The sequence below is a fragment of the Luteimonas sp. e5 genome, assembly GCF_054031035.1.
Genome location: NZ_JBSTRX010000003.1, coordinates 323,859 through 348,769, shown reverse-complemented (window position 1 = coordinate 348,769; position 24,911 = coordinate 323,859). Strand labels below are relative to the sequence as shown.

21 protein-coding genes are annotated in these 24,911 nt (G+C 68.9%); 14 read left to right on the top strand and 7 right to left on the bottom strand.

Annotation, left to right across the window (positions count from 1 at the left end):
* Positions 1-2 precede the first annotated feature (2 nt).
* Positions 3-2,630, top strand: a complete 2,628-nt coding sequence (plsB, locus tag ACW11F_RS10705; RefSeq protein WP_456996896.1) for a glycerol-3-phosphate 1-O-acyltransferase PlsB — start codon at positions 3-5, stop codon at positions 2,628-2,630.
* 51 nt (positions 2,631-2,681) lie between these two features.
* Here the strand turns inward: plsB and ACW11F_RS10700 are convergent, their stop codons facing one another.
* A complete protein-coding gene (locus ACW11F_RS10700) occupies positions 2,682-2,900 on the bottom strand; it encodes a DUF465 domain-containing protein (protein ID WP_456996895.1) in 219 nt (72 codons plus the stop codon).
* A 139-nt stretch (positions 2,901-3,039) separates the two neighbouring features.
* Between ACW11F_RS10700 and bamE the strand changes: the two genes are divergently transcribed.
* From bamE to ACW11F_RS10685, 3 genes are all read left to right on the top strand, one after another.
* Entirely contained in the window at positions 3,040-3,612 is a 573-nt protein-coding gene (bamE, locus tag ACW11F_RS10695) for an outer membrane protein assembly factor BamE domain-containing protein (RefSeq protein WP_456996894.1), read from the top strand.
* Between the two features lie 42 nt (positions 3,613-3,654).
* Positions 3,655-4,578 (top strand): tRNA 2-thiocytidine(32) synthetase TtcA, encoded by a 924-nt coding sequence (gene ttcA, locus ACW11F_RS10690; protein WP_456996893.1) that lies wholly within the window; start codon positions 3,655-3,657, stop codon positions 4,576-4,578.
* Positions 4,579-4,661: 83 nt separating this feature from the next.
* Positions 4,662-5,573 carry a recombination-associated protein RdgC gene (locus ACW11F_RS10685; RefSeq protein WP_456996892.1) on the top strand — a complete coding sequence of 304 codons (912 nt, stop codon included), beginning with the start codon at positions 4,662-4,664 and terminating at the stop codon, positions 5,571-5,573.
* A gap of 16 nt (positions 5,574-5,589) precedes the next feature.
* Here ACW11F_RS10685 and ACW11F_RS10680 read toward each other — a convergent pair whose 3' ends face one another.
* Positions 5,590-6,435, bottom strand: coding sequence for an alpha/beta fold hydrolase (locus ACW11F_RS10680; RefSeq protein ID WP_456996891.1), 846 nt, complete (start codon positions 6,433-6,435; stop codon positions 5,590-5,592).
* A gap of 26 nt (positions 6,436-6,461) precedes the next feature.
* Positions 6,462-7,442: a ferrochelatase gene (gene hemH, locus ACW11F_RS10675; RefSeq protein WP_456996890.1), complete on the bottom strand. Its 981-nt coding sequence runs from the start codon at positions 7,440-7,442 to the stop codon at positions 6,462-6,464.
* 116 nt (positions 7,443-7,558) lie between these two features.
* On the opposite strand from hemH, the gene ACW11F_RS10670 reads away from it, so the two are divergent.
* From ACW11F_RS10670 to ACW11F_RS10650, 5 genes are read left to right on the top strand one after another with little or no spacing between them, the layout of a single operon-like run.
* Entirely contained in the window at positions 7,559-8,380 is an 822-nt protein-coding gene (locus ACW11F_RS10670; protein ID WP_456996889.1) for a lipid-binding SYLF domain-containing protein, read from the top strand.
* Between the two features lie 57 nt (positions 8,381-8,437).
* Positions 8,438-8,665, top strand: coding sequence for a twin-arginine translocase TatA/TatE family subunit (tatA, locus tag ACW11F_RS10665; RefSeq protein ID WP_456996888.1), 228 nt, complete (start codon positions 8,438-8,440; stop codon positions 8,663-8,665).
* A gap of 17 nt (positions 8,666-8,682) precedes the next feature.
* A complete protein-coding gene (tatB, locus tag ACW11F_RS10660) occupies positions 8,683-9,060 on the top strand; it encodes a Sec-independent protein translocase protein TatB (protein WP_456996886.1) in 378 nt (125 codons plus the stop codon).
* Positions 9,047-9,820, top strand: coding sequence for a twin-arginine translocase subunit TatC (tatC, locus tag ACW11F_RS10655; RefSeq protein ID WP_456996884.1), 774 nt, complete (start codon positions 9,047-9,049; stop codon positions 9,818-9,820). The genes tatB and tatC overlap by 14 nt, the downstream gene beginning before the upstream one ends.
* On the top strand, positions 9,801-10,529 hold the full coding sequence (locus ACW11F_RS10650) for an RDD family protein (RefSeq protein WP_456996883.1): 729 nt from the start codon (positions 9,801-9,803) through the stop codon (positions 10,527-10,529). The genes tatC and ACW11F_RS10650 overlap by 20 nt, the downstream gene beginning before the upstream one ends.
* Before the next feature lie 19 nt (positions 10,530-10,548).
* Here ACW11F_RS10650 and ACW11F_RS10645 read toward each other — a convergent pair whose 3' ends face one another.
* Positions 10,549-11,460 (bottom strand): hypothetical protein, encoded by a 912-nt coding sequence (locus ACW11F_RS10645; RefSeq protein ID WP_456996882.1) that lies wholly within the window; start codon positions 11,458-11,460, stop codon positions 10,549-10,551.
* Positions 11,461-11,489: 29 nt separating this feature from the next.
* Positions 11,490-12,218: a glutamine amidotransferase gene (locus tag ACW11F_RS10640; protein WP_456996881.1), complete on the bottom strand. Its 729-nt coding sequence runs from the start codon at positions 12,216-12,218 to the stop codon at positions 11,490-11,492.
* Positions 12,219-12,281: 63 nt separating this feature from the next.
* Here ACW11F_RS10640 and glyQ point away from each other — a divergent pair, with 63 nt between their 5' ends.
* The 5 genes from glyQ to ACW11F_RS10615 all read left to right on the top strand — a co-directional run bounded on the left by glyQ (position 12,282) and on the right by ACW11F_RS10615 (position 21,704).
* Positions 12,282-13,199 (top strand): glycine--tRNA ligase subunit alpha, encoded by a 918-nt coding sequence (glyQ, locus tag ACW11F_RS10635; RefSeq protein WP_456996880.1) that lies wholly within the window; start codon positions 12,282-12,284, stop codon positions 13,197-13,199.
* Complete coding sequence (gene glyS / locus ACW11F_RS10630; protein ID WP_456997097.1) at positions 13,199-15,274, top strand: glycine--tRNA ligase subunit beta; 2,076 nt, start codon at positions 13,199-13,201, stop codon at positions 15,272-15,274. Before glyQ ends, glyS begins: the two co-directional genes overlap by 1 nt.
* A gap of 109 nt (positions 15,275-15,383) precedes the next feature.
* A complete protein-coding gene (locus ACW11F_RS10625; RefSeq protein WP_456996879.1) occupies positions 15,384-15,761 on the top strand; it encodes a hypothetical protein in 378 nt (125 codons plus the stop codon).
* Between the two features lie 208 nt (positions 15,762-15,969).
* On the top strand, positions 15,970-17,757 hold the full coding sequence (locus ACW11F_RS10620; RefSeq protein WP_456996878.1) for an autotransporter assembly complex protein TamA: 1,788 nt from the start codon (positions 15,970-15,972) through the stop codon (positions 17,755-17,757).
* Positions 17,754-21,704 (top strand): translocation/assembly module TamB domain-containing protein, encoded by a 3,951-nt coding sequence (locus tag ACW11F_RS10615; RefSeq protein WP_456996877.1) that lies wholly within the window; start codon positions 17,754-17,756, stop codon positions 21,702-21,704. Before ACW11F_RS10620 ends, ACW11F_RS10615 begins: the two co-directional genes overlap by 4 nt.
* Positions 21,705-21,776: 72 nt before the next feature.
* Here ACW11F_RS10615 and mnmG read toward each other — a convergent pair whose 3' ends face one another.
* Together mnmG and ACW11F_RS10605 are read right to left on the bottom strand one after the other, a co-directional pair.
* Positions 21,777-23,666, bottom strand: a complete 1,890-nt coding sequence (gene mnmG, locus ACW11F_RS10610; protein WP_456996876.1) for a tRNA uridine-5-carboxymethylaminomethyl(34) synthesis enzyme MnmG — start codon at positions 23,664-23,666, stop codon at positions 21,777-21,779.
* A gap of 631 nt (positions 23,667-24,297) precedes the next feature.
* Entirely contained in the window at positions 24,298-24,888 is a 591-nt protein-coding gene (locus ACW11F_RS10605) for a hypothetical protein (RefSeq protein WP_456996875.1), read from the bottom strand.
* Positions 24,889-24,911: the final 23 nt, after the last annotated feature.

Genomic DNA, 24,911 nt, shown 5'->3' with positions numbered 1-24,911 from the left:
CGATGCAGAACCAGAGCCCGCTGCCGTTTCCGGAGCCGCCGGCCGCCGAGCCCGAGGCGCCATCGCCTGCACCGGGACCGGATGACGGCCGTGGCAAGCGGCCGCGCACTTCGCTGATCGTCTCGCGACCATGGTGGGCGCGCCTGCTCGGGCGCCTGCTGCGACCGTGGGTCGCGCTCAAGCTGGAGCCGAAGGCGCCGGCCGAGCTCGCCGATGGCCGTCCGGTTTGCTACGTGCTGGAGGAGTACGGCCTCAGCAATGCGCTGATCCTCGATCGCGCCTGCCAGGAGGCCGGCCTGCCGCCACCGCTGCAGCCCCTGCCGGGTGATCCGCTCGGACGCAAGCGCGCCTATGTTGCGCTGTCGCGTCGCCATGCCAATGCCCTGGGCCTGGCGCCCGGCGCCGAGCACAAGACCCATTCCGGCTCGCTGGCGCGCTTGCTCGAAGCGCACCGGGAAGATCCCGCGCTGGACGTGCATCTGCTGCCGGTGTCGATCTTCGTCGGTCGTGCGCCGGACAAGCAGAGCGGCTGGTTCTCGGTGCTGTTCTCGGAGAACTGGACCCTGGTCGGCCGCTTCCGCCGCCTGCTGGCGATCCTGCTCAATGGCCGCGGCACGCTGGTGCGCTTCTCGCCGCCGGTATCGCTGCGCGCGGTGGTCGATGAAGGTTTGCCGCCCGAGCGCACCGTGCGCAAGCTTTCGCGCGTCCTGCGCACCCACTTCCGCCGCATCCGCAGCGCGGTCATCGGCCCGGACCTGTCCACCCGCCGCCTCTTGATCGACCGCGTGTTGGCCGCGCCGGCCGTGCGCGAGGCGATTGCCGATCAGGCGCGGCGTGATGGAGGCAAGCCCGCGGACGCGTGGAAGAAGGCACATGCCTTTGCCTGGGAAATCGCCGCTGACTACTCGCACCCGGTGGTGCGTTCGGCCAGCTTCCTGCTGACCCCGGTGTGGAACCGCATCTACCGCGGCGTGCTGGTGCACCACCTGGACATGCTCAAGGCCGCCGCGCCCGGGCACGAAGTGGTCTACGTGCCCAGCCATCGCAGCCACATGGACTATCTGCTGCTGTCGTACATGTTGTACCAGCGCGGCATCGTGCCGCCGCACATCGTGGCCGGAGTCAACCTCAATCTGCCGCTGATCGGCACCCTGCTGCGCAAGGGCGGGGCATTCTTCATCCGCCGCTCTATCCGCGGCAGCGCGCTGTATTCGGCGGTGCTGTCCGAATACGTCGCGCAACTGGTGTCCGGTGGCTATTCCATCGAATGTTTCATCGAGGGCGGGCGCTCGCGCACCGGCCGCCTGCTGCAGCCCAAGGGCGGCATGATCTCGATGGTGTTGCGCGGGTTCCTGCGTCGCCCGACCCGGCCGGTGCTGTTCCAGCCGGTATACATCGGCTACGAGAAGCTGATGGAAGGCAACAGCTACCTCGACGAGCTGTCCGGCAAGCCCAAGGAAAAGGAGTCCATCTGGCAACTGCTGGCCGGCATTCCGCGGGTGCTGCGCAGCAACTACGGCCAGGTGGTGGTGAACTTCGGCGAGCCGATCCACCTCGACGAGGTGCTGGCGAGCCATGCCGGCAGCTGGGATGGCAAACCGCTGGCCGATGATGACCGTCCCGAATGGCTGGCCGATACCGTCGCCACGCTGGCGCAGCGCATCCAGGTCAACATCAACCGCGCCGCCGACGTCAACCCGATCAACCTGCTGGCGATGGCCCTGCTGTCCACGCCGAAGAACGCGATGGGTGAAGCCGACCTGCTGGCGCAGATCGCGCTGTCGAAGATCCTGCTGGCGGAAATCCCCTATTCCGATCGCATCACCGTGACCCCGCACAGCCCGGCGGAGATTGTTGCCCACGGCGAGGAGATCGGCGTGCTGCGGCGCATTCGCCACCCGCTGGGCGATGTGCTCGACGTGGCCGATGACAAGGCGGTGCTGCTGTCGTACTTCCGCAACAACGTGCTGCACCTGTTCACTGCCTCGGCTTGGATCGCGGTGTGCTTCCTGCACAACCGGCGCATGTCGCGCAGCTTGCTGATGCGGCTTGGCGAAAACGTGTACCCGTTCCTGCAGGCCGAGCTGTTCCTGCCGTGGACGCCGCAGCAATTCGCCGCGCGCATCGATGCCACCGCCGACCTGTTCGTGCGCGAAGGGCTGCTCGAGAAGGTGGACGAGGACGGTGACTTGTTGGCCCGCCACTCCGGACAGAGCGATGAAGTATTCCGCCTGCGCGGCATCGGCCATCCGTTGCAGCAGGCTTTCGAGCGCTATTACATCGCGATTTCGGTGCTGGCCAAGAATGGTTCGGGCACGCTCAGTGCGGGCGAGCTGGAAAGCCTGTGCCAACTGGCCGCGCAGCGGCTGTCGCTGCTGTACGCACGTACCGCGCCGGAGTTCTTCGACAAGTCGCTGTTCCGTGGTTTCATCCAGAAACTGCGCGAGCTGCGCCTGGTCTGGGCCGACGAAAACGCGCGCCTGGTCTACGACGAGCGCCTCAACCAGTGGGCACGTGATGCCAAGGTGATCCTCAGCCGCGAGCTGCGCCACACCATCGAGAAGATCAGCCCGGAAGCGACCCGCGAGCACGACGCCGAGGGCGGCAGCGGCGGGAGCGAGGCGGGCTGAAGCCGGCCGCGTGGGGCAGGGCGTCATGCCGCATGCGCGACGCGTGCGGTGTCAGGCCGGCTGGTCGGGAATCAACGCGCTTTCCAGCCGCGCGATACCGTCCTTGAGCAGCAGCTTGCGCTTCTTCAGCCGCTTCAGCGCCAGTTCGTCGCCACAGTGGTCGGCATGCAGGCGTTCGATCGTCGCGTCCAGTTCGCGGTGCTCGCTGCGCAGCTGCATGAGCTGTCGCATCAATTGCCGGAACTGCAGCGGGTCGTCGATACGGCTCATGCATCGAGCATAGCGCGTGCGGCGACAGGCCGCGCATGCCACAATCGGCGTGTGCGGACAGGGGGCTACCGCACCTCCCGGATGTGGAAGTCGCCATCGCGGCGGGGCCCCGGCCGCATTCATGCAAGGAAGAACAGCAATGAACCCGATCCTGATCGTGCTTGGCGCCGCCGCGCTGCTGGCTACCGCTTCCACCCCTGCCGCCGCGCAGGAACGCTACGACGGCTTCCTGTGCTGCAACATGCGCACCGATGGCAGCTGGATCAGCGACATCAATTACGCCGAAGGCGGCAAGAAGATGCTGCCTGCGGGCACCCCGGTCAGCATCACCGGGCATGGACGCAACCGCGTCCGCGTCGTGATCGACGGCAGCAAGCAGGCGATCGGCAACGATTACAGCCGCGACCTCAAGCCCGACGAGTTCGCCAGCCGCTACGTGCTGCGTGAAGACCCGAGGCAGAAGATTGCCAGCTGGCCGGCCAAGGTGCAGCAGGCAGTGCGCCAGTCCAAGCTGACCGCCGGCATGACCCGCGAGCAGGTGCGCACCGCGCTGGGCTGGCCGGTCAGCAGTGAGAACCCGGACCTGGAGTCCAACCTGTGGCGTTACTGGCTGGATAGCTTCAAGGAGTTCCAGGTGCACTTCGATGCCCGCGGCCGGGTCACCCGCCTGACCGCCGACCCGGCGGTGATGAACCGGGTCTGGCTGCCCTGAGGCATGCCGGGGGTCGGGGGCGCGGCTACAATGCCTCGCCTGATGAACCCGATTCCCCTGACCCTGCTGGATGCGGCTGGCGCCGGCGAGGCGCCGGCCGCAACACCTGCCGCTGACGATTCGCGCGCGCGCAAGCGCGAGGCCGACAAGCTGGCCAAGCGCCTGCGCCACCAGGTCGGCCGCGCGATCGCCGACTACGGCATGATCGAGGACGGCGACAAGGTGATGGTGTGCCTGTCCGGCGGCAAGGACAGCTACACCCTGCTGGACGTGCTGCTGCAGCTGCAGAAGAAAGCACCCGTCAATTTTTCCATCACCGCGGTCAACCTCGACCAGAAGCAGCCGGGCTTTCCCGAACACGTGCTGCCCGAGTACCTGCGTTCGCAGGGCGTGGACTTCCACATCATCGAACAGGACACCTATTCGGTGGTCAGCCGGGTGATCCCGGAAGGCAAAACCATGTGTTCGCTGTGCTCGCGGCTGCGCCGCGGCGCGCTGTACACCTACGCGGCCGAACACGGCTTCAGCAAGATCGCGCTGGGCCACCACCGCGACGATCTGGTCAACACCTTCTTCCTCAACCTGTTCTTCCACGCCAAGCTGTCGGGCATGCCGCCCAAGCTGCTCTCCGATGACGGCCGGCATGTGGTGATCCGGCCGCTGGCCTACGTCAGCGAGGCCGACATCGAGGCCTACGCCGAGGCCCGGCAGTTCCCGATCATCCCCTGCAACCTGTGCGGCAGCCAGGAAAACCTGCAGCGCGCACAGGTCAAGCAGATGCTGCGGCAGTGGGAGCGCGAACACCCGGGCCGGATCCAGACCATGGCCCGCGCACTGGCCGACATCCGCCCTTCGCAACTGAGCGACCCGGCGCTGTTCGACTTCATGGCACTGGGCCGGCGCGGCGGCGAGGCACTGCCCGATGCGCATGCCTGGCTGGCCGGCGCGCCCGATGCGCCGGGCTGACGCCTGAGCCCTCCACCCCGTTTCGGCTGCCCGGCCCGTGTGCCGGGGTGGCCGACGGCACCGTCCCCGCTTCCGGAGTCTTCATGTTCTTCCGCAACCTGAGCCTGTTCCGTTTCCCCGTTTCGTTCTCTTTCGATGGGCTGGAAAACCGCCTGGCCGAAGCCGCGCTCAAGCCGGTCGGTCCGATGGAGCTGTCATCGCGCGGCTTCATCTCGCCGTTCGGTCGCAACGAGGGCGAAGAGGCGGCGCTGATGCATCGCGTCGGCGATGCTCTCTGGCTCAGCATGGGCAGCGAGGATCGCCTGCTGCCCGGCGCGGTGGTCAACGACCTGCTGCAGAAGAAGATCGCCGAGTACGAGGCGCAGCATGCGCGCCGGCCCGGTGCCAAGCTGCGCCGGCAAATGAAGGAGGATCTGATCACCGAGCTGCTGCCGCGCGCCTTCGTGCGCCCCGGCCGCACCGATGCGCTGATCGATCTCGAGCATGGCGTGCTGGCGGTGGATACGTCCTCGCGCAAGAATGCGGAGGCGGTGGTGTCGCTGCTGCGCGAAGCGCTCGGCAGCTTCCCGGCGTTGCCGGTGAATGCCGAAGTCGCCCCGCGCGCGGTGCTCACCGGCTGGATCGCCGGCGACCCGCTGCCGGGCGGGCTCGCCCTCGGCGACGAATGCGAACTGCGTGACCCGGCCGACAGCGGCGCGGTGGTCAAGATCCAGCGCATGGAACTGGCCGGCGAGGAAATCGACACCCATCTGCAGGCCGGCAAACAGGTGGTGCGGCTGGCGCTGAACCTCGATGACCACGTCGGCTTCGTGCTGGGCGAAGACCTGGTGATCCGCAAGTTCAAGCTGCTCGATGGTGCGGTGGAGCAACTGGAAAGCACCGAACGCGACGATCTGCGCGCCGAACTCGATGCCCGCTTCGCGCTGATGGCCGGCGAGTTCAAGCGCCTGTTCGAGGTGCTCGAGGGCGCGCTGCAACTGACCCGCGCCGACTGACGCGGCGCGCGGGATTTCAGCGCCCGGCGAGGAAGTCGGCGAGCAACGCGGCCACCGCTGCCGGCGTTTCCATGTGCAGGTGGTGGGTGCCGGGCAGCACGTGCATGCGGCCATCGACCAGCTGCGCGGCATAGCCGCGGCGCACCGCATCGGGCAGGTAGGGCTGTGCCGGCTCGGCGAACAGTACCCGGGTCGGGCACTGGATGCCGGCGATCAGCGCCTCGATCTGCGCATCCACCGGACGCAGGAAGGTGGGCACGGTCAGGCGCTGGTCGCTGGCCCAGACCAGTCCGCCATCGCGTGCGCGCATGCCGCGCTCGACCAGCAGGCGCGCCACCGGCTCGCTCATCTGGTTGGCGCGCATGCGTGCCTGGATCGCCGGCTGCATGCTGTCGAACACGCGCAGCGGTCGTCGCGTGCGCGCGGCGGCGACCGATTCGCGCATCCGTTGCGCGGCTTCTTCGGCCGGGTGCGACAGGCCACCGAGTGCCTCGATGCAGACCAGACGGGTCACCCGTTCGGGGCAGGCCGCGGCGACCAGGCTGGCGATGCCCGCGCCCATCGAATGGCCGAGCAGGGTGAAGTGCGAGAAGCCCAGTGCATCGGCCACGTCGAGCACGTGGTGCACGGCCAGTTCGAAGGTGTAATGCGCACCGGGCGGCAGGTGCACGCTGCGGCCGTGGCCGGGCAGGTCGATGGCGACCAGGTCGATGCCGGACAAGTGCCGCGCCAGGGGCACAAAGCTGGCGGCATTGTCCAGCCAGCCATGAAGTGCCAGCACCGGGGTGGCGTCGGCGCTGCCGCCGCGCAAGGCGGCGATGCGTCCGAGGGGGATGTCGATGTGGATGTCTTCGAGGTTCATGTGCCGGTTCGCGGGCAGGGGACGGGTCAGGCCAGCGACGTCGCCAGCGCGGCGAGCGCGGCGGCGTGGTCGGGCCGGTCGTTGAGGCAGGCGATGTAGCGCAGCTCGCCGCCACCGGCCTCGCGCAGCGCATCGGCGTTCTGCAGCCGGATTTCTTCCAGCGTTTCCAGGCAGTCCACGGCGAAGCCGGGGCAGGCGACATCCAGCCGTTGCACGCCCTCGCGGCCGAGCTGCTCGACCGTCTGCAGGGTATAGGGCTGCAGCCAGCGCTCGCGGCCGAAGCGCGATTGATAGGTCAGCAGGATTTCGTCGCGCGCGATGCCCAGTGCCTCGGCGATCGCGGCGGTGCCGGCTTCGCACTGCGCGGCGTACGGATCGCCCTGACGCACCAGGCGCTCGGGGATGCCGTGGAAGGACAGCAGCAGGCGCTCGCCGCGGCCGTGTTGCCGCCAGTGCTCGCGGATGCTGGCGGCGATGGCTTCGACCCAGCCCGGGTCGCGGTGGTAGTCCGCGATCACCTTCAATTCCAGCCCCGGCAATCCCGCGACGGTGGCGCGGGCCAGATCGTCGACCGAGGCGGTGGTGGTGGTCGAATACTGCGGGTACAGCGGCAGCAGTACCAGCTGCCGGATGCCCTGTGCATGCAGGCGGGTGATTTCCGCCGCCAGTGCGGGTTGCCCGTAACGCATCGCCAGCGCCACCGTCCAATCCGGCAGCAGGGCTTGCACCCGTTGCGTGAGCCGCCGGCTGTGTGCCAGCAGTGGCGAGCCCTCGTCGGTCCAGATCTCGGCGTACTTCTGTGCCACCACCGGGCTGCGCCGCGGCAGGATCACGCCTTGCAGCAGCGGTTTCCACAGCCAGCGCGGGATCTGCACCACGCGCGGGTCGAGCAGGAATTCGCCCAGGTATTCGCGCACCGCGGCCGCATCGGGTCTGGCCGGGGTGCCGAGGTTGACCAGCAGCAGGGCGCGGCGGGGCGTGGAGGCAGAAGCGGTGGAGGCAGACATGGCCGGGGAGGATACCCTTCCGCATGCCGCCGTGCGCCGCGGTTCATGCGCGGGCCGGAAAAGCGGTGTCGGCTGCGGCTATGCTCAAGGCTGCCCCGATCACACGGATTGCCCGCATGCGCCCGATCTCGACCCTTGCCCTCGCTCTTGCCCTGGCCCTCGCCCCGCCGGCGTTCGCCGGTGACGCGGAGGATGCACGTGCCGGCAATGCGGCGCGCGTCCTGGGCGACAGTCTGGCGATGCCCGAATCGGCGATCCCGGACAAACTGCTGGACGAAGCGCGCGGCATCGTCATCGTGCCGGACACGGTCAAGGCCGGGCTGATCTTCGGTGGTCGCCGCGGGCTTGGTCTGATGTCGGTGAAGACCGCGGAGGGTGCGTGGTCGAACCCGGTGTTCGTCAAGCTGGTCGGTGGCAGCGTCGGCTTCCAGGCCGGCGTGCAATCGGCCGACGTGGTGCTGGTGATCCGCAATGACCGCGGGGTGCAGAACATCGTCAACGGCAAGTTCACCCTGGGTGCCGATGCCGCGGTCGCCGCCGGTCCGGTCGGGCGCAATGCCGCGGCCGCCACCGACGGCCAGCTGAAGGCGGAGATCTGGTCATGGTCGCGCGCACGCGGCCTGTTCGCCGGGGTGGCGCTGGATGGCGCGGTGCTGAAGGTGGACGATGAGGCCAACCAGGCGGTGTACGGAAAGGGTGCCACGCCACGCATGATTTTCGAGAACCGCGCGCCGCAGCCGCCCAGTGGCGCGGTCGCCAGCCTGCGCCAGGCACTGGACCAGGCCACCGCCGATGCGCGTGGTCGGCGCCATGTACCCGAGGAGAAGCCGCTGTATGCGCCGGTGGCGCAGCCCGCGACGGAAGGTGCGGCAGCGCCCGCGACCGGCAGCGCGACCGACAAGGACGAAGGCAAGGTCACCACCACGCCGCTGCCCTGAGCCAGGCACGGCGCTGCGGTATGCTGTGGCGTCTGGTATTCAAGCGGAATCAACGCCATGGTCGGTTGGCGCGAACTACTCATCCTGCTGGTGATCGTGCTGCTGGTGTTCGGCGCCAAGCGCCTGCGCAACATCGGCGAGGACCTCGGCGGCGCGGTCAAGGGATTCAAGAAGGGCATGCGTGACCCGGATGACGAGCCCGGACGCATCGAGGACCAGCGCCAGGCGCCGGCCGACGAGACACGACGCGAGCGCAAGGAAGACGTGTCGCCGCGCGATTCCTGAGCGGGCATCGCGGCGCGATGTTCGAAATCAGTTTTCCCGAACTCGTCATCCTCGGTGTCGTCGCACTGCTGGTGCTGGGCCCGGAACGGCTGCCGCGCGCGGCCCGCTTCGCCGGCCTGTGGGTGCGTCGTGCGCGTGCGCACTGGCATACGGTGAAAAGCGAGTTCGAGCGTGAGCTGGCCGATGAAGACCTGCGCCGCAGTCTCGAACAGGCGCGAGCGGCGGTCGACGAGGCCGGCGAGGCGATGCGCGAAGGCATCGCCGGGATGGAAGATGCAGCGCGCGAGGCCAAGGCCACGCTGAAGGCGGACGATGGCGCGGCATCCGCTGAAGCCGCGCGCACGGATGCGACCGCCCCCGATGCGCAACACGACCGATCCGATGAACGCGCCTGAGCCCGCATCCCAAGGCCCGGTGGCCGGCTGGCTGTCGCATCTGGTCGAATTGCGTGCGCGCCTGCTCAAGGCGGTGATCGCGGTGATCGTGCTGTTCGCCGTGTTCGCGGTGTTCAGCGATCGCCTTTACAACCTGCTTGCCGGGCCGATGCTGGCGGCGCTGCCGGCCGGCAGCCAGATGATCGCCACCGATCCGTTGACCCCGTTCACCACCCCGCTGCGCCTGGCGCTGTACCTGGCCCTGCTGGGCGCCGCGCCGGTGTTGCTGTACCAGGCCTGGGCCTTCATCGCGCCGGGGCTGTACCGGCACGAGAAACGTCTCGCCGCACCGCTGCTGGCATCCTCGGTGCTGCTGTTCTACGCCGGCTGCGCATTCGCCTATTTCGTGCTGCTGCCGGCGATGTTCAAGTTCCTCGCGCTGACCCGACCCGAAGGTGTGGCGATGATGCCGGACATCGCCCGCTATCTCGATTTCGTCGCCATCATCGCGCTGGCCTCGGGTTTCAGCTTCGAGGTGCCGGTGGCGCTGGTGATCCTGGTGCTGCTGGGCTGGGTGGATGCACGGCAACTGCGGCAGGCGCGCGGCTACGCGATCATTGCCTGCTTCACCGTGGCGATGATCATCACTCCCGGTGATGGCCTGTCGATGGTGATGATGGCGCTGCCGATGTGCCTGCTGTACGAAGTCGGCATCCTCGCCGCGGCGCTGCTGCGCCGGTGCGAGCGCGGTGCGCGGGATGATGGCGACACCGCCGGCTGACCCGGTTCAGGCGGCCGGCTTGTGGCCACGCGCGGTCGCCTGGCTGCTCGATGCCGGCCTGCTGCTCGTCTGCGCGGTGCTGCTGTGCGCGCCGTGTCTGCCGCCACGCTGGTTGGCCGTGGATGCCGCATGGAGCGGCCTGGCGCAGGCGATGGTGCGGCAGATGGTGGCGCTGGCCGCGAGCCCGGCGCAGGACTTTGCCAGCCTGCTCGCAGAGATGCGTGCCGCGAGCGCGCCGCTGCTCGAGGCATTGACGCAGTTGCGTACGCGCCTGTGGAGCTTGCTGGCGGCACCGCTCGGCCTGTTCCTGCTGCTGGCCGCAGTCGTTTGGCCGTGGCTGGAATCGCGTGTCGGCGGCGCCACGCTCGGCAAGCGCGCGCTCGGCCTGCATGTGGTCGATGACACCGGCGCTCGGCTGTCGTTTGCACGGGCGCTGGCGCGGCATCTGGCCGGTGCGCTGTCCTGGCTCAGCCTCAACATCGGCCATCTGCTGGCACTTTCGGGCCCCGATCACCGCGCCTTGCATGACCGCCTGGCCGGCACGCGCGTGGTTTGGCGCGCCGATGCCCGGCAACGCACGCCGGCCTGGGGCGTGTTGGTGCTGGTGATCGCCGGGCTGCTGCCGGTGTTGCTCGCGCTGGCGGCGGGCGCGTCGCTGACGCAACGCATGGATGCCGTGGTGGACGCGATGTTCGCCGAGGCGTCGTGATCGTCGCCGCGAGGGCGGCTCAAACTTCGATCCGGTGTTCCACCACGGGTGCGCTCGGCGGTGCTTCGGCATCGCCGAAGGTGTCGCGCCAGATCAGGTAGCCGCCGCCGCAGACCATCACCAGCGCCGCGCTGATGAAGCCGAGCGTGAGCAGCAGCCCGACCACCAGCGCCAGCGGCATGAACAGCTTGCCCAGCACCAGCAGCAGCAGACTGCCGATGACGCTCAGGATCATGATCGCGACCACCAGCGCGCCGAAGTACAGAGCGGCAGCCAGCAGGTTGGGTGCGAGGTTGCGCAGTGCCGCGTGCAACGCCGCGCGCACCGCCTGGCCGAAGCCGAGGCCGGACAATGCCACCAGCGCGATGCCCAGCATGACGGTCGTGGTGGTGAAGTAATTGACCGCGGTCTGCCACAGGAACAAGGGCAACGGATGTGCCGGCGGCGGCAACGGCTGCGGTGTTTGCTGGTTGAGCGCGGCATTGACCGCTTCCATGTAGGCGGCGGCGTAGTCGTCGCCTACCAGTTGCCGGGTGACCAGCGCGGCCAGCCCCATCACCACGATCTGCAGCCCGCCGAAGGCCGCCAGGCGGCCGGCACGGCCACTGCGCAACGGCTGGAAGATGTCTGCCGCGCGCGCCGGACGCGCGTTCTCCACTTCGCGGATCACATGCATCAGGCCGCCGATCAGGATCGGCACCAGCATGAACACCGCGAGCGCGGTCAGCACCATCAACGCCAGCGCCGGCGTGCCTTGCCCGCCGCCGCCGACGGTGGCCGCGAGCAGGGTACCGGCGATCAACAACAGGTACAGGCTGCCGACCAGCAGCATCGCGGCACCGAATACCGCACGCGGGTTGCGCGCGCCGAGGTTGATGGCCTGCATGAACCAGGTCCAGGCGCGGGAAACGGGAACGCGTCGCGGAGTCATCGGGGCAGGCGCCTGCACGGGTCGGGGGGTCAGGCCGGACACATGGAAGCACGCGCCAGGCGCACGAATTGTCGCAGGATCGCGCGCGCCGCGGGTGCGGCGCGCACCGCGGCGTGCATTGCGATCGGGTTGCGGCCTTCGCTGCGCAGCACGGCGGCGCGGGCGGCGATGTAGCCGCGCATGTGGCGGGCGGAAAACTCCGGATGGAACTGCACGCCCCAGGCGCGATCGCCGCTGCGGAAGGCGGCGCAATCATCCACATCGGTGCGTGCCAGCACCTGCGCGCCCGGCGGTGGCTCGAGCACGATCTGCTCATGGGTGGACTGTGCCTTGAACGTCTGCGGTGCGCCGGCGAACAGCGGATCGTGGGCGGCCGGCGGCAGGCATTGCACTTGCACCGTGCCCATCTCGCGTCCGCGAGGGTTGTCGCCGACCGTGCCGCCCAGCGCATGCGCCAGCAGCTGGTGGCCATAGCAGATGCCGAATACCGGCAGCCGTGCATCGACCGCCGCACGCAGCCAGTCGGCGGCAGTCTCGCTCCAAGGCAGGCGGTCGCTGACCATCGCCGCCGAGCCGGTGACGATGATCCCGGCATGCCCGCGTGGCGAGGGCAGGGCCGCGCCGGCTTCGGCATCGACCACGCGGGTGTCGTCTTCGGCCAGCCCGGCGGCGACCCGGATCCAGTGCGCGAAGCTGCCATGGCGACGCATCGGCGCCACCGGCGTGCCGGTCTTGAGGATCAGAAAAGGCAGGGACATCGGCGGACAGGGCACAAGGCAGCGGAGATTTATACTAGCGGTTTCGCTCGAGCCACCGCCGCAATGCCCGCCGACCGCGTCGCCATCACCTTCCAGCAATTGATCCAGCGCCTCGACCAGTACTGGGCGGCGCAGGGTTGCGTGCTGATCCAGCCGCTGGACCTGGAAGTCGGCGCCGGCACTTTCCATCCGGCCACCTTCCTGCGCGCGCTGGGCCCGGAGCCGTGGAATGCGGCCTATGTGCAGCCCTCGCGCCGGCCCACCGATGGCCGCTACGGCGAAAACCCCAACCGCCTGCAGCGCTATTACCAGTACCAGGTGGTGATGAAGCCTTCGCCGGACAACATCGTCGAGCTGTATTTCGATTCGCTGCGCGAGCTGGGCATCGACCCGGAAGTGCACGACCTGCGCCTGGTCGAGGACAACTGGGAATCGCCCACGCTTGGTGCCTGGGGGCTGGGCTGGGAAGTCTGGCTCAACGGCATGGAAGTGACCCAGTTCACCTGGTTCCAGCAGGCCGGCGGGCTGGAATGCCGGCCGGTGCTGGGCGAGGTCACCTACGGTCTGGAACGGCTGTGCATGTACCTGCAGAACGTCGATGACGTGTTCGATCTGGTCTGGACCTACGGGCCGGACGGCGCGCCGGTGCATTACCGCGACGTCTACCACCAGAACGAGGTCGAGCACAGCACCTACAACTTCGAGCATGCCGATGTCGCCGAGCTGTTCCACCGCTTCGATGCCTGCGAGCGCGAGGCGCTGGCGCTGGTCGAGGCCGGACTGCCGCTGCCGGCCTACGAACAGGTGATGAAGGCCAGCCACAGCTTCAACCTGCTGGACGCGCGCCGCGCGATCTCGGTCACCGAACGCCAGCGTTACATCCTGCGCGTGCGCAGGATGGCGCAGGCGGTGGCGCAGGCCTATTTCGCGCAGCGCGAAAAGCTGGGCTTCCCCGGCCTCAAGCAGCGGGAGGCCGCATGATGGTCGATGCGCTGATGCAACCGTTGTTGATCGAGCTGGGCACCGACGAACTGCCGGTGCAGGCATTGCCGGGGCTGGCGCAGGCGCTGTTCGATGGCGTGCTTGCCGGGCTCGACAAACGCGGCATCGAGTATCGCCGTGGCGAGGCCGCTCCGCTGTACACGCCGCGCCGGCTCGCGCTGCTGCTGCCGGCGGTGGCCACGCAACAGCCCGAGCAGCACAACGAGTTGCTCGGCCCGTATCGCAACATCGCGCTGGATGCCGACGGCCAACCGACCCGCGCGCTGCAGGGCTTCGCCGCCAAGGCCGGTGTGGACTGGACTGCGCTGGAGACCACCCGCGATGCCAAGGGCGAGCGCTTCGTGCATCGCAGCGTGCGCGCCGGTGCCGCCACCATCGACCTGCTCGGCGAGATCGTCGCCGAAGCGGTGGCGGCGATGCCGGTGCCCAAGCCGATGCGCTGGGGCGCTCACGAGCATGCCTTCGCGCGCCCGGTGCACTGGCTGCTGATCCTGCTCGGTGACGAGCTGGCCGATGGCAACGTGATGGGTGTGCGCAGTGCCCGCCTCAGCCGCGGCCACCGCTTCATGCATCCGCAGGCGCTGGAAATCGCATCACCGACCCAGTATGTCGATGCCCTGCGCGCGGCCAGGGTGCTGGTCGATCCGCACGAGCGGCGCGAACGCATCCGCACCCGGGTCGAAGCCGCGGCCGCCGACCTCGGCGGCACCGCCCGCATCGATCCGGCGCTGCTGGAGGAAGTCAATGCACTGACCGAATGGCCGGTGGCGGTCGGCTGCAGCTTCGAGCGCGAGTACCTCGATGTGCCGCAGGAAGCGCTGGTCTCGACCATGCAGGCGAATCAGAAGTTCTTCCCCGTGCTCGACGGCGCGGGCCGGTTGAGCGAGCACTTCATCGGCATCGCCAACATCGAATCGAAGGATCCGGCGGCGGTGCGCCAGGGCTACGAGCGGGTGATCCGCCCGCGCTTCGCCGATGCCCGCTTCTTCTTCGAGGAAGACCTCAAGCAGGGCCTGCTGGCGATGAATGCCGGGCTGGCCACGGTCAAGTATCAGGACAAGCTCGGCAGCATGGCCGACAAGGTGACGCGGGTCGCGGCGCTGGCCGAGGCGATCGCGGCGCAACTGGGCGTGGATCCGGCGATGGCGCGGCAGGCGGCGGAGCTGTCCAAGGCCGACCTGCAATCGCGCATGGTCGGCGAGTTCCCCGAACTGCAGGGCATCGCCGGGCGCCATTACGCACGCGCCGCGGGCCTGCCCGATGACGTCGCCGCGGCGATCGACGAGGCGTGGATGCCGCGCAACGCCGGCGATGGCATCGCGCCTTCGCCGCTGGGCCGGGTGCTGGCCGTGGCCGAGCGCCTGGATACGCTGACCGGCGGCTTCGCTGCCGGGCTCAAGCCGACCGGCAACAAGGATCCGTTCGCCCTGCGCCGCAATGCACTCGGCTTGGCGCGCACCCTGATCGAAGCCGGCCTCGACCTCGACCTGCGTGCGCTGCTGGCGCGTGCAGGTGATGCGCTGCCGATTGCGGCGCCGGACCCGGATGAACTGTACGACTTCATCGTCGAGCGCCTGCGTGGCTGGTACGAGGGGCGTGGCGTGTCGGCGCCGGCGTTCGAGGCCGTGGCTGCGTTGCGCCCGGCCTCATTGAGCGACTTCGATGCGCGTCTGGCCGCCATTACCGGTTTCGCCGCGATGCCCGAAGCCGCCGCCCTCGCCGCCGCCAACAAGCGCGCGCGCAACATCCTGCGCAAGGCCGGCGACGACATCGCGCCGGCGCTGGACCCGGCATTGCTGACCGAGGATGCCGAGCGCGCCTTGGCCAGCGCGATGGATGCCGCAATCGCGGACACCGACCCGCTGCTGGCGCAGCACGATTACCTCGCGGTGCTGACCCGCCTGGCCGCGCTGCGCCCCGAGGTGGATGCCTTCTTCGACCAGGTCATGGTCAACGCCGAGGACCCGGCGCTGCGCGGCAATCGCCTTGCCCTGCTGCAGCGGCTGGCCGACCGCCTCGGCAGCGTCGCCGCGATCGAGCATCTCTCGGCCTGAGCCCGCATGCAGCGGCCATCCGGGCCTGCGCATGGCGTCGCGGGCCTGTCTTGACGCAGTCACATATTCATGCTGGAGTTTGCTTGACTGCCACGGATTGGGGTTTCTCATGCGCTCCTGGATCATCATCTCATTGCTTGCCATCGCGGGCTTGTTTGCTGCCGACCAGATCGCGGCGCAGCAGTCGGGCGGCGGGTTCTACGAAAAGATCCGTTATCGCGACAACGACCCCATGCTTTTCTGCACGGAAGGGCCTTCGATCCAGATGCGCGAGATCCGCGCCCCGGCATGCTGGAAACCGATCCCGCCCTATACCGGGCAGTGGGTGTATACCGGTGGTTGCCGTCCGCCCAACAAGTACGGCCGCCGTTGGGATCGTGCAGACAAGGATTCGCTGAGTCAGTATCAGCGGATCTGCCCCAGAGTGCTGGAAAGTGGGGATTGGCAGGGCCCCGGACGCCCTGACATCACGCCGAAGCGCCATTGACCTGCGTGCCTGGCAGGCAGGCATGAGCACTCCGCAGCGGACCTCCTGACCGCTGCTCGGGTCGGGCGCCGATCCGCGCGAACACCCTGATCACGGACTCGGCTGCGCGCAGTCGGGCAGGGTGGTGGGCCATGGCGTGCAGCACGCGCACACGCGCCGTTCAGGCTGCCGCCACCCGGCGCATACAGCGCGCGTTTATCCTGTGCCGATGAAATCGGCCCGACAGTACCTGTTGCTGCTTGCATTGGTGTTTCCCCTGCAGGCGGCGGCGGAAAAAATCGTGCGCGTGGACATCCACGGGCTCGACGAGGCGATGAGCGAGAACGTGCGCGTGCACCTGTCGCTGGAAGACGCGCTGGACAAGACCATCACCGCGCGGCGCCTGGAGTACCTGCTGGAAGTGGCCGCGGACGAAGCACGCGAGGCACTGGAGCCATTCGGTCATTACTCGGCCACGGTCGAAGTGACGCGCAGCGGGGGCGCCTCGGCACTGGTCATCGCGCTGCGGGTGGATCCGGGCGAGCCGGTGCGGGTACGGCGCGAGGACGTGCGCATCGAAGGCGAGGGTGGCGAGGATCGCTACCTGCGCGAAGAGATCGAGGCCTTCGTGCCGAAGAGCGGTGAGGTGTTCAGCCATCCGCAGTACGAGGCCAGCAAGGCGCGCATCAGCCGGCGTCTGGCCGAACGCGGTTACTTCGATGCCGATTTCATCGCCCGCCGGGTCGAAGTCACCCGTGCCGAACATGCCGCCGACGTCGATCTTGGCTGGGACAGCGGGCTGCGCTACGACATGGGTGCCATCACCTTCGAGCAGACGCCGCAGCAGGTGGTGCGCCCGGAATTGCTGCAGAAGCTGGTGTACTGGGAGGAAGGCGAGTACTACCACCAGGGGCGTCTGGATCGCCTGCGCAAGTCGCTGATCGGGCTTGACTACTTCAGCCGCATCGAGATCACCCCGCAGCCGGAGGACGCGGTCGATTACATGGTGCCGGTCAGCGTGCGCCTGACCCCGGCCAAGCGCAGCGTGTACAACCTGGGCGTGTCCTACGGCACCGACAGCGGCGCCGGTTTCACCGCCGGCATGGAGCGGCGCTATCTCAACCAGCGCGGGCACAAGGCGCTGGCGCAGGTGGATTGGGCGCGCTACCGCAAGACCCTGACCCTGCAATACAGGGTGCCGGCGTTCCGCTGGCTGGATGGCTGGTACACCGCCAGCCTGCAGGCGGCCGACGAGACCACCGATTACATCGACAACCGGCGTCTGGAGTTCGTTGCCAGCCGCAGCGGCGAAATCAATCGCTACCTGACCGCGGTGGCGTCATTGCATGCGTTGCGCGAGCGCTGGTTGTACGTGCACGAGGTGCTCGAATCCCCCGATGCAATCCCGCCCTACCACTACGCGACCTATACTTTCCCCTCGCTGCGTGCCGAATACATCGATGCCGATGACCGCATGTTTCCGCGTCGCGGCCTCGGCGGCACCCTGATGCTGCGCGGCGGGGTGGAAGGCGTCGGCTCGCAGGCCACCTTCGTGCAGATGCACGCCAGCGTGCGCTGGTTCCGTGGCCTGGGCGAGGCCAATCGCCTGATCGTGCGTGGCGAACTGGGCGATACCTATGGCGAGCGCCATGCCGAACTGCCGCCGTCGCTGCGTTTCTTCGCCGGTGGCGATCGCAGCATCCGCGGTTACGCCTGGCGCGAGGTCGGGCCGCGCATCGCCGCGTTCCCGGGCGACGAGCGTCGTTACGCGATCGGCGCACGCCGACTGGCCACCGCCAGCGTCGAATTCGAGCGCTACTTCACTCCGGCGCTGGGCATGGCGGTGTTCGTCGATACCGGTTCGGCCTTCGACGACACCCCGGATTGGCGCACCGGCGTCGGCATCGGTGCGCGCTGGCGCTCGCCGGTGGGCCCGGTGCGGATCGACATCGCGCGCGGGCTTGACCAGCCGGATTCCTCGTTCCAGATCCACCTCAGCCTGGGAGCCGACCTGTGAGCGGCTGGCAGGATCGATTGCGCGAGCGCTACGCGCGCTATCGCCGCTACGGCCTGGAGCCGCTGTCCGCTGATGCCAGCGCCGAGGAGCGTGAAGCCCGCCTGGCCGAGCTGCGTCGGTTGCGCCGTCGGCGCCAGCGCAAGATCGCCATCCGCAGTGGCCTGGGCGTGACGTTGCTGGTGGTCGCCGGCCTGCTGCTGGTGTGGTGGCTGGTCAGCACGCTGGCCGGGCGCGATGTGCTGCTGGCGCAGATCCGTGCACGGCTGCCGGCCAATGCCTCGTTGCAATGGGAGCGTGCCGAGGGCCCGGTCAGCGGGCCGATGACATTGCATGGCGTGCGTTTCGTCTGGACCGCGTGTGCCGATCCCGATTTCGACGTCAACACGCGGGCGATGGCGCTGTGCAAGGATCGCCGCGAAACGCGTTTCACCGCCAGCCGGGTGATGCTCGATCCCAAACTCGGTGCACTGGTGGACCGGCGTTTGCGCTTGCAGGCGCTTGAAGTCGATGGCGCGACGCTCGACATCGCCAGCAGCGACACCCCCTTCGAGCTGCCGACCTGGCCCGAGGTGTTGCCACGCATCGAGCCGCCGCTGGCGATCGAAGCCAATCGCGTGCGCGTCGATGGCCTGATGGTGCGCAGCGGTGGCGAGCCGGCGATCGGCATCCGCCGCCTCGAGGGTGCGCTGACGGTGGCACCGGGCGAACTCGAGGTTGGTGCGCTGGACATCGACAGCGACCGCGGACGCTTCCACCTGCACGGGCACTATCGCCCGGGCGCGGATTTCGCCACCGACATGACCGCGACCGCGGTACTGCCCGCGGCGACGGGGCGCACCGCCGGGCGCATCGGCCTGATCGCGCGTGGCGATCTGGAAACCATGGACGTGTTCATCGGCGGCCGTGCGCCGGCGCCGCTGCGCGCGACGCTCACCCTGCGCTCGCCGGACATGCGCGCCGCACGCGAGGGCCATGCCGGCTGGAACCTGGTGGCCGAAAGTGCCGGTCTCGACCCGGCCGTGTTCACCGGTGCCGGCGGCAGCGGCGAGCCGATGGCGTTCAAGCTCGATGTCGCCGGTCAGGGCGGTCATGCCGACATCGAAGGCGAGTGGTCGCAGGGCACGCAACGGATCGTGATCCGGCCATCCACGCTGCGCCTGGAGAAGCAGACCCTGCATGCGCAGCCGCTGGTGCTGGATGTGCTGGGCGGGCGGCTGAATTTGAACGGCTACGGCATGTTCAAGCAGGAGCAGGCGCACTTCAAACTGGCCGCCAATGCGCGTGGCCTGGGCTGGGGCGAGGACGCGCGTGGTGGCGTGCTGATTGCCGGCGACGGCGATTTCGGCATCGCCGGCAGCCGCGAGGCGTGGGCGGTGATCGGTCGCGCCACGCTCAGGCGAGAAGGCCGTCAGGCGCGCCTGCAACTGGACGGACGCGGTGACGAAACCGGGCTCGGCGTGCGCTCGCTCTCGGTGGTGATGCCCGAAGGCCGGCTCGATGCCGAAGGGCGGGTGGACTGGAGCCCGGCGTTGCATTGGCAGGCGGATGCGCAGCTGGCCGGCTTCGATCCGGGCTACTTCCTGCCCGATTGGCACGGCGCGGTGCGCGGTCGGCTGGCCAGCAGCGGGCAGATGCAGGACCGTGGCGGGCTGCGGGCCGAGGTGTCGTTGAGCGAGCTCGGCGGCCAGTTGCGTGGCCGCGCGTTGAGCGGGCATGCGCAGCTGCATGTGCTGGGCGAGGAATACAGCGGCGAGGCGGCGCTGGCACTCGGCAGCAGCCGACTCGACGCGCGCGGACGTTACGGCCAGCGCATCGAACTGGATGCCCGCTTCGCGCCATTGCAGCTCAACGACCTGCTGCCGGATGCGCATGGCGTGCTCAATGGGCATGTGCGTCTGGATGGCCCGGTGCAGGCCTTCGACATCGATGCCGATCTCGAAGGCCGCGGCGTGCGCTTGGCCGACTATCGCGCCGATGCCCTCACGGCGCGCGGCCGCCTGCCATGGCGCGGCAGTGGCGGTGAATTGCGCATCGACGCGCGCGGAGTGCAGGCCGGCGTCGCATTCGAGCGCCTGCAGGTACATGCGACCGGCGCGGTGGAGAACCTGCAGCTGGAGGCCGATGCCAGCGGCGACATCGGCCGCGTGCAAGTGCAGGGCAGCGCACTGCGGCGCGGGCAGGCATGGAGCGGCAGTCTCGCCGCCCTCGAATTCGTCCCCGTGCGCGGTGCGAGCTGGCGCCTCGGCGCACCGCTGGACTTTGCGCAGCACGGCACGGCCTGGTCGCTGTCGCAGGGCTGTCTGACCTCCAGCGCCGGCGGCTCGCTGTGCGTGGGCGGACAATGGCCGGGACGTGGCCTGGACGTGGAAGGGCGGGACCTGCCGTTGCTGCTGGCCACGCCATGGCTGCCGGCGCGCGAGGATGGCAAGCCGTGGCAACTCGATGGCGCGGTGGATCTGGATGCGCATGTGCAGCCGGCCGGCAATGCATGGGCCGGCACCGTGCAGCTGCGTTCATCACGCGGCGCGCTGCGTCTGGGCCAGGGCAGCCGCGACGAGTTGATGAGCTACCGCGAGCTGCGGCTGGACGCGAACCTGACCCCGCAACGCATCCAGGCCACGTTGCAGAGCGGCATCAGCGGGGATGGCCGGGTCAGTGCGCGGCTGGATACCGGCTGGGACGAATTCGCGCCGCTGGCCGGTGAAATCGACCTCGACATGCGCGAGTTGTCGTGGCTGGAAGTGCTGGTGCCCGACATCGTCGATCCGCGCGGGCTGGTCAGCGGTCGCATCAGCTTGTCAGGAACGCGCGGCGATCCGGCGATCGGCGGCAATGCCGAGCTGACCAACCTGCGTGCGGAAGTGCCGGCTTATGGGCTGGTGTTGAGTGACGGCCGCTTCGCCCTGCGTGCGCGTGCCGATGGCAATGCCCAGCTGAGCGGCAGCGTGCGTTCGGGCGAGGGCGTGCTGAACGTGGACGGCAGCCTCGGCTGGCGTGGTCAGGACACGCCGCTGGTGCTCAACGTCAAGGGTTCCAACGTGTTGCTGTCGGATACCCGCGACCTGCGCGCGGTGGTCGACCCGGACGTGGTGGTGCGCCTGCAGCCGGGGCAGCCGCTCGCGGTCAGCGGCACGGTCACCATCCCCTCGGCGCGGATGGATCTGGAGCGGCTCGACGATGGCGTGTCGCGTTCGGCCGACGTGGTGGTGCTGGATCCGGCCAACCCCGCTCGCACGCCAGGCAGCGGGCTGGATCTGGATCTGACCCTGGCGCTGGGGGATAACGTGCGCCTGCGCGGCTTCGGCCTGGACGGCACGCTCGACGGCAACCTGCGCGTGCGTGCGCGACCGGGCCGCGAAATGACCGCCAGCGGCCGGCTGGACGTGGACGGGCGCTACACCGCCTACGGGCAGAAACTGCAGATCGAGCGCGGGCGTCTGGTCTGGTCCAACGACCCGGTGGCCAATCCGGTGCTCGACATCCAGGCGCAGCGCGTGGTCGGCGATGTCACCGCCGGCATCCGCGTCAGTGGCCGCGCCAGCGCGCCGCAGGCCGAGGTGTGGGCCGATCCGGCGATGGACCAGTCCGAGGCACTGTCCTATCTCGCGCTGGGTCGCTCGCTGTCGGCGGCCACCGGCGACGAAGGCCGTCAGGTCAATGCCGCCTCGGCCGCGCTGAGTGCCGGCGGCAGCCTGCTCGCCTCGCAGCTGGGTACCAGCATCGGTCTGGACGATGCCGGGATGATGCAGTCCAGCACGTTGGGCGGCAGCGTGTTCGGCATCGGCAAATACCTCTCGCCGCGGCTGTACGTCGGTTATGGCGTGTCGCTGCTCGGCACCGGTCAGGTGCTGACGCTGAAATACCTGCTGCGCAAGGGCTTCGACGTCACCATCGAATCGAGCACGGTGGAGAACAAGGGCTCGGTCAACTGGCGTACCGAGCGCTGAAGCACGGTGGCCCGGCGCGAGCGGGGGCGATGAGGCAAGGCTTCGACAAGGGCGCGTGTGGCGCGCGGTGGCTCAGGCCGCGCGCTCGCGGCGGGCCCGCGCCAGGTGCACGATCAGCAGTTGCACCGCGGCCGGGGTGACGCCCGGGATGCGTCCGGCCTGACCCAGGGTCTCGGGCCGCACCTGCTCCAGCTTCTGCCTCACTTCATTGGACAGGCCATGCACCGCGGCGTAGTCGAAGCCGTCGGGGATCGCGCTGTCTTCGTGCCGCCGTGCGCGCTCGATCTCCTCGCGCTGGCGTTGCAGATAGCCGGCGTACTTGGCCTCGATCTCCACCTGCTGCGCGACCTCGGCGCAGTCCAGGCCGGGGCCGATGCCTTCGACCTGCATCAGCGCGGCATAGTCCAGTTCCGGGCGGCGCAGCAGGTCCATGGCGCTGGACTCGCGGCTGAGCTCGATACCGGCATCGCGCCGCAGCGCCTGCCCCAGCGGATTGCCGGGCGCGGCCCAGGTGGCGGCCAGGCGCGCGCTTTCGCGTTCCACCGCCTCGCGCTTGCGGCTGAAGGCGGCCCAGCGCGCCTCGTCGACCAGACCCAGCTCGCGACCGATCGGGGTCAGCCGCGCATCGGCATTGTCCTCGCGCAGCTGCAGGCGGTATTCGGCGCGGCTGGTGAACATGCGATACGGCTCGGAGGCGCCCTGGGTGATCAGGTCATCGACCAGCACACCGAGGTAGGCCTGGTCGCGCCGCGGGCTCCACGGCGCCAGCCCGCGCACCTGGCGCGCGGCATTGACCCCGGCCAGCAGCCCCTGCGCGGCGGCTTCCTCGTAACCGGTGGTGCCATTGATCTGGCCGGCGAAGAACAGGCCCGCCACCGCCTGCGTTTCCAGCGAGCTTTTCAGCCCGCGCGGATCGAAGAAGTCGTATTCGATGGCATAGCCGGGGCGGGTGACGTGGGCCTGCTCGAAGCCGGCGATCGAGCGCACCAGTTCGAGTTGCACGTCGAACGGCAACGAGGTGCTGATGCCGTTGGGATAGATCTCGTTGACATCCAGCCCCTCGGGCTCGACGAAGATCTGGTGCGAGGCCTTTTCCGCAAAGCGCACCACCTTGTCCTCGATGCTCGGGCAGTAGCGCGGGCCGGTGCTCTCGATCTGCCCCGAATACAACGGACTGCGGTGCAGCGCGGCGCGGATGATCGCGTGGCTGCGCTCGCTGGTATGGGTGATCCAGCACTGCACCTGACGCGGGTGGTCGGCATGCGTGCCGAGGAAGGAGAACACCGGCCGCGGCTCGTCGCCCGGCTGCACGCTCATGCGCGAATAATCCAGGCTGCGACCGTCGATGCGCGGCGGAGTGCCGGTCTTCAGCCGGCCGACGCGGAAGCGGCCATCGCGCAGGCGCTGCGCCAGCGTGGTCGAGGGCGGATCGCCCATGCGTCCGGCGGCGAACCGGGTTTCGCCGATATGCACCTTGCCGGCGAGGAAAGTGCCGGCGGTGAGCACCACTGCCGGTGCGTGGAAGCGCAGCCCGGTCTGGGTCAGCACGCCGACCACGCGCTCGCCCTCGATCAGCAGGTCGTCCACCGCGGCCTGGAACAGGAACAGGCCCGGCTGCGACTCCAGCGCGCGGCGCACGAAGGCGCGGTACAGGCTGCGGTCGGCCTGGCAGCGGGTGGCGCGCACCGCCGGGCCCTTGCTGGCATTGAGCGTGCGCCACTGGATGCCGGCGGCATCGGCGGCGCGGGCCATGATCCCGCCCAGTGCATCGATCTCGCGCACCAGATGGCCTTTGCCGATCCCACCGATGGCCGGGTTGCAGCTCATCGCACCGATGGTTTCGATGTTGTGGGTCAACAACAGGGTGCGCGCACCGGCACGCGCCGCGGCCAGCGCGGCCTCGCTGCCGGCATGGCCGCCGCCGACCACGATCACATCGAAGCGGTCATGCGCCGGGCTCATGCACGGCCTCGCGTGCCGCGGGGCGGGCAGGACGGCGGGCGTGGCGGGCAAGCGTGCATGGTGCGGTACCGGAAACGGTCGAGGATGATCGTGAACATGGCCATTGTAGGCAGGTGACGGGTGATGTCCGGGTCGCGAACGCGGTGCCTGCCGCAGAGCGGGCAGGCATGAGCGCGATCAATGTCGACGCATAGCGTCAGGCTTGGACGTGGCGGCCGCATTCATTGGCGCCTGACGTTGGTTTTGCCCGGCGCCGGCATGGAAAACAACGGGCGAAGCGGCGAAATATCGCTCCACGCAGAGTTGGCACGGAACCTGCTTCATTACCGATGCACTCGGAATGGCGAGCGCTTCGAGCGCAGCCGGTGTTGGAGCAGGGGCCGGCGTTGCGCATTCCGGGGTAGCAAGAGGGGCTGGATGTCGGGGGACGTCCAGCCCCTCGTCTTTTCCATCCGTGCAGCCCTGCGGCGGCATGGCAACGCGTGGACAGGGCAACGCCCGGACGAGGACGGAACAGGGGGGATCCGTGGGCTCCTCGAACCGGGCGCTGCCTGCCTAGACTGCCCCCTTGACGCGGCAGATGCAAGCATGGCTTGCGCGTGCGCAAGCCATTGCCTGCTCAGGGCCTTGCTCAGGGTTCCTGTTGGCGTTCGCGCGGGATGTTTCGCCTGTCGTGCTGGCGTGCCCGTTCGCGCGCCTGGCGCAGGGCATCGCCGCTGCTGCTGCCACCGGTGCGGCCTGGCGGCTGCGCGCCGACGGGCGGACGCGGCGGCTGCGGGCGCACGCCGCCGGGCGGATCACTCGGGCGCGGCGGATGCACGGGACGGTTCGGTCGTTGGATCGGGCGGCCCCCATAGCCGTAGCCGGGATAGCCATAGCCCGGATACCCGTAACTCGGGTATCCGTATGCCGGGTAGCCATAGCCCGGGTATCCGTAAGACGGATAGCCATACGACGGATAGCGGTAGCTGCCGCCGATCACCAGGCGTCCGTCGGGCATGCGGTAGATCGGGTTGCCGTAACGGTCGTAGCCGTGCACGGAGGCGCGACCGTAATTTCGATAACCGCCGTAATAGGGATAGCCGCCGACGCTGGCACCGACATAGCCGCCGCTGCCCACGCGGGTGCCGACCGAGCCGCTGACATACGGCGTGGCACAGCCGGCGAGCAGGGCGCTGCCGCCGAGCAGGGATGCGGAAAGGAGGATGGATTTGAGGTTCATGGCTTCAGGCCCCCCGATGACGA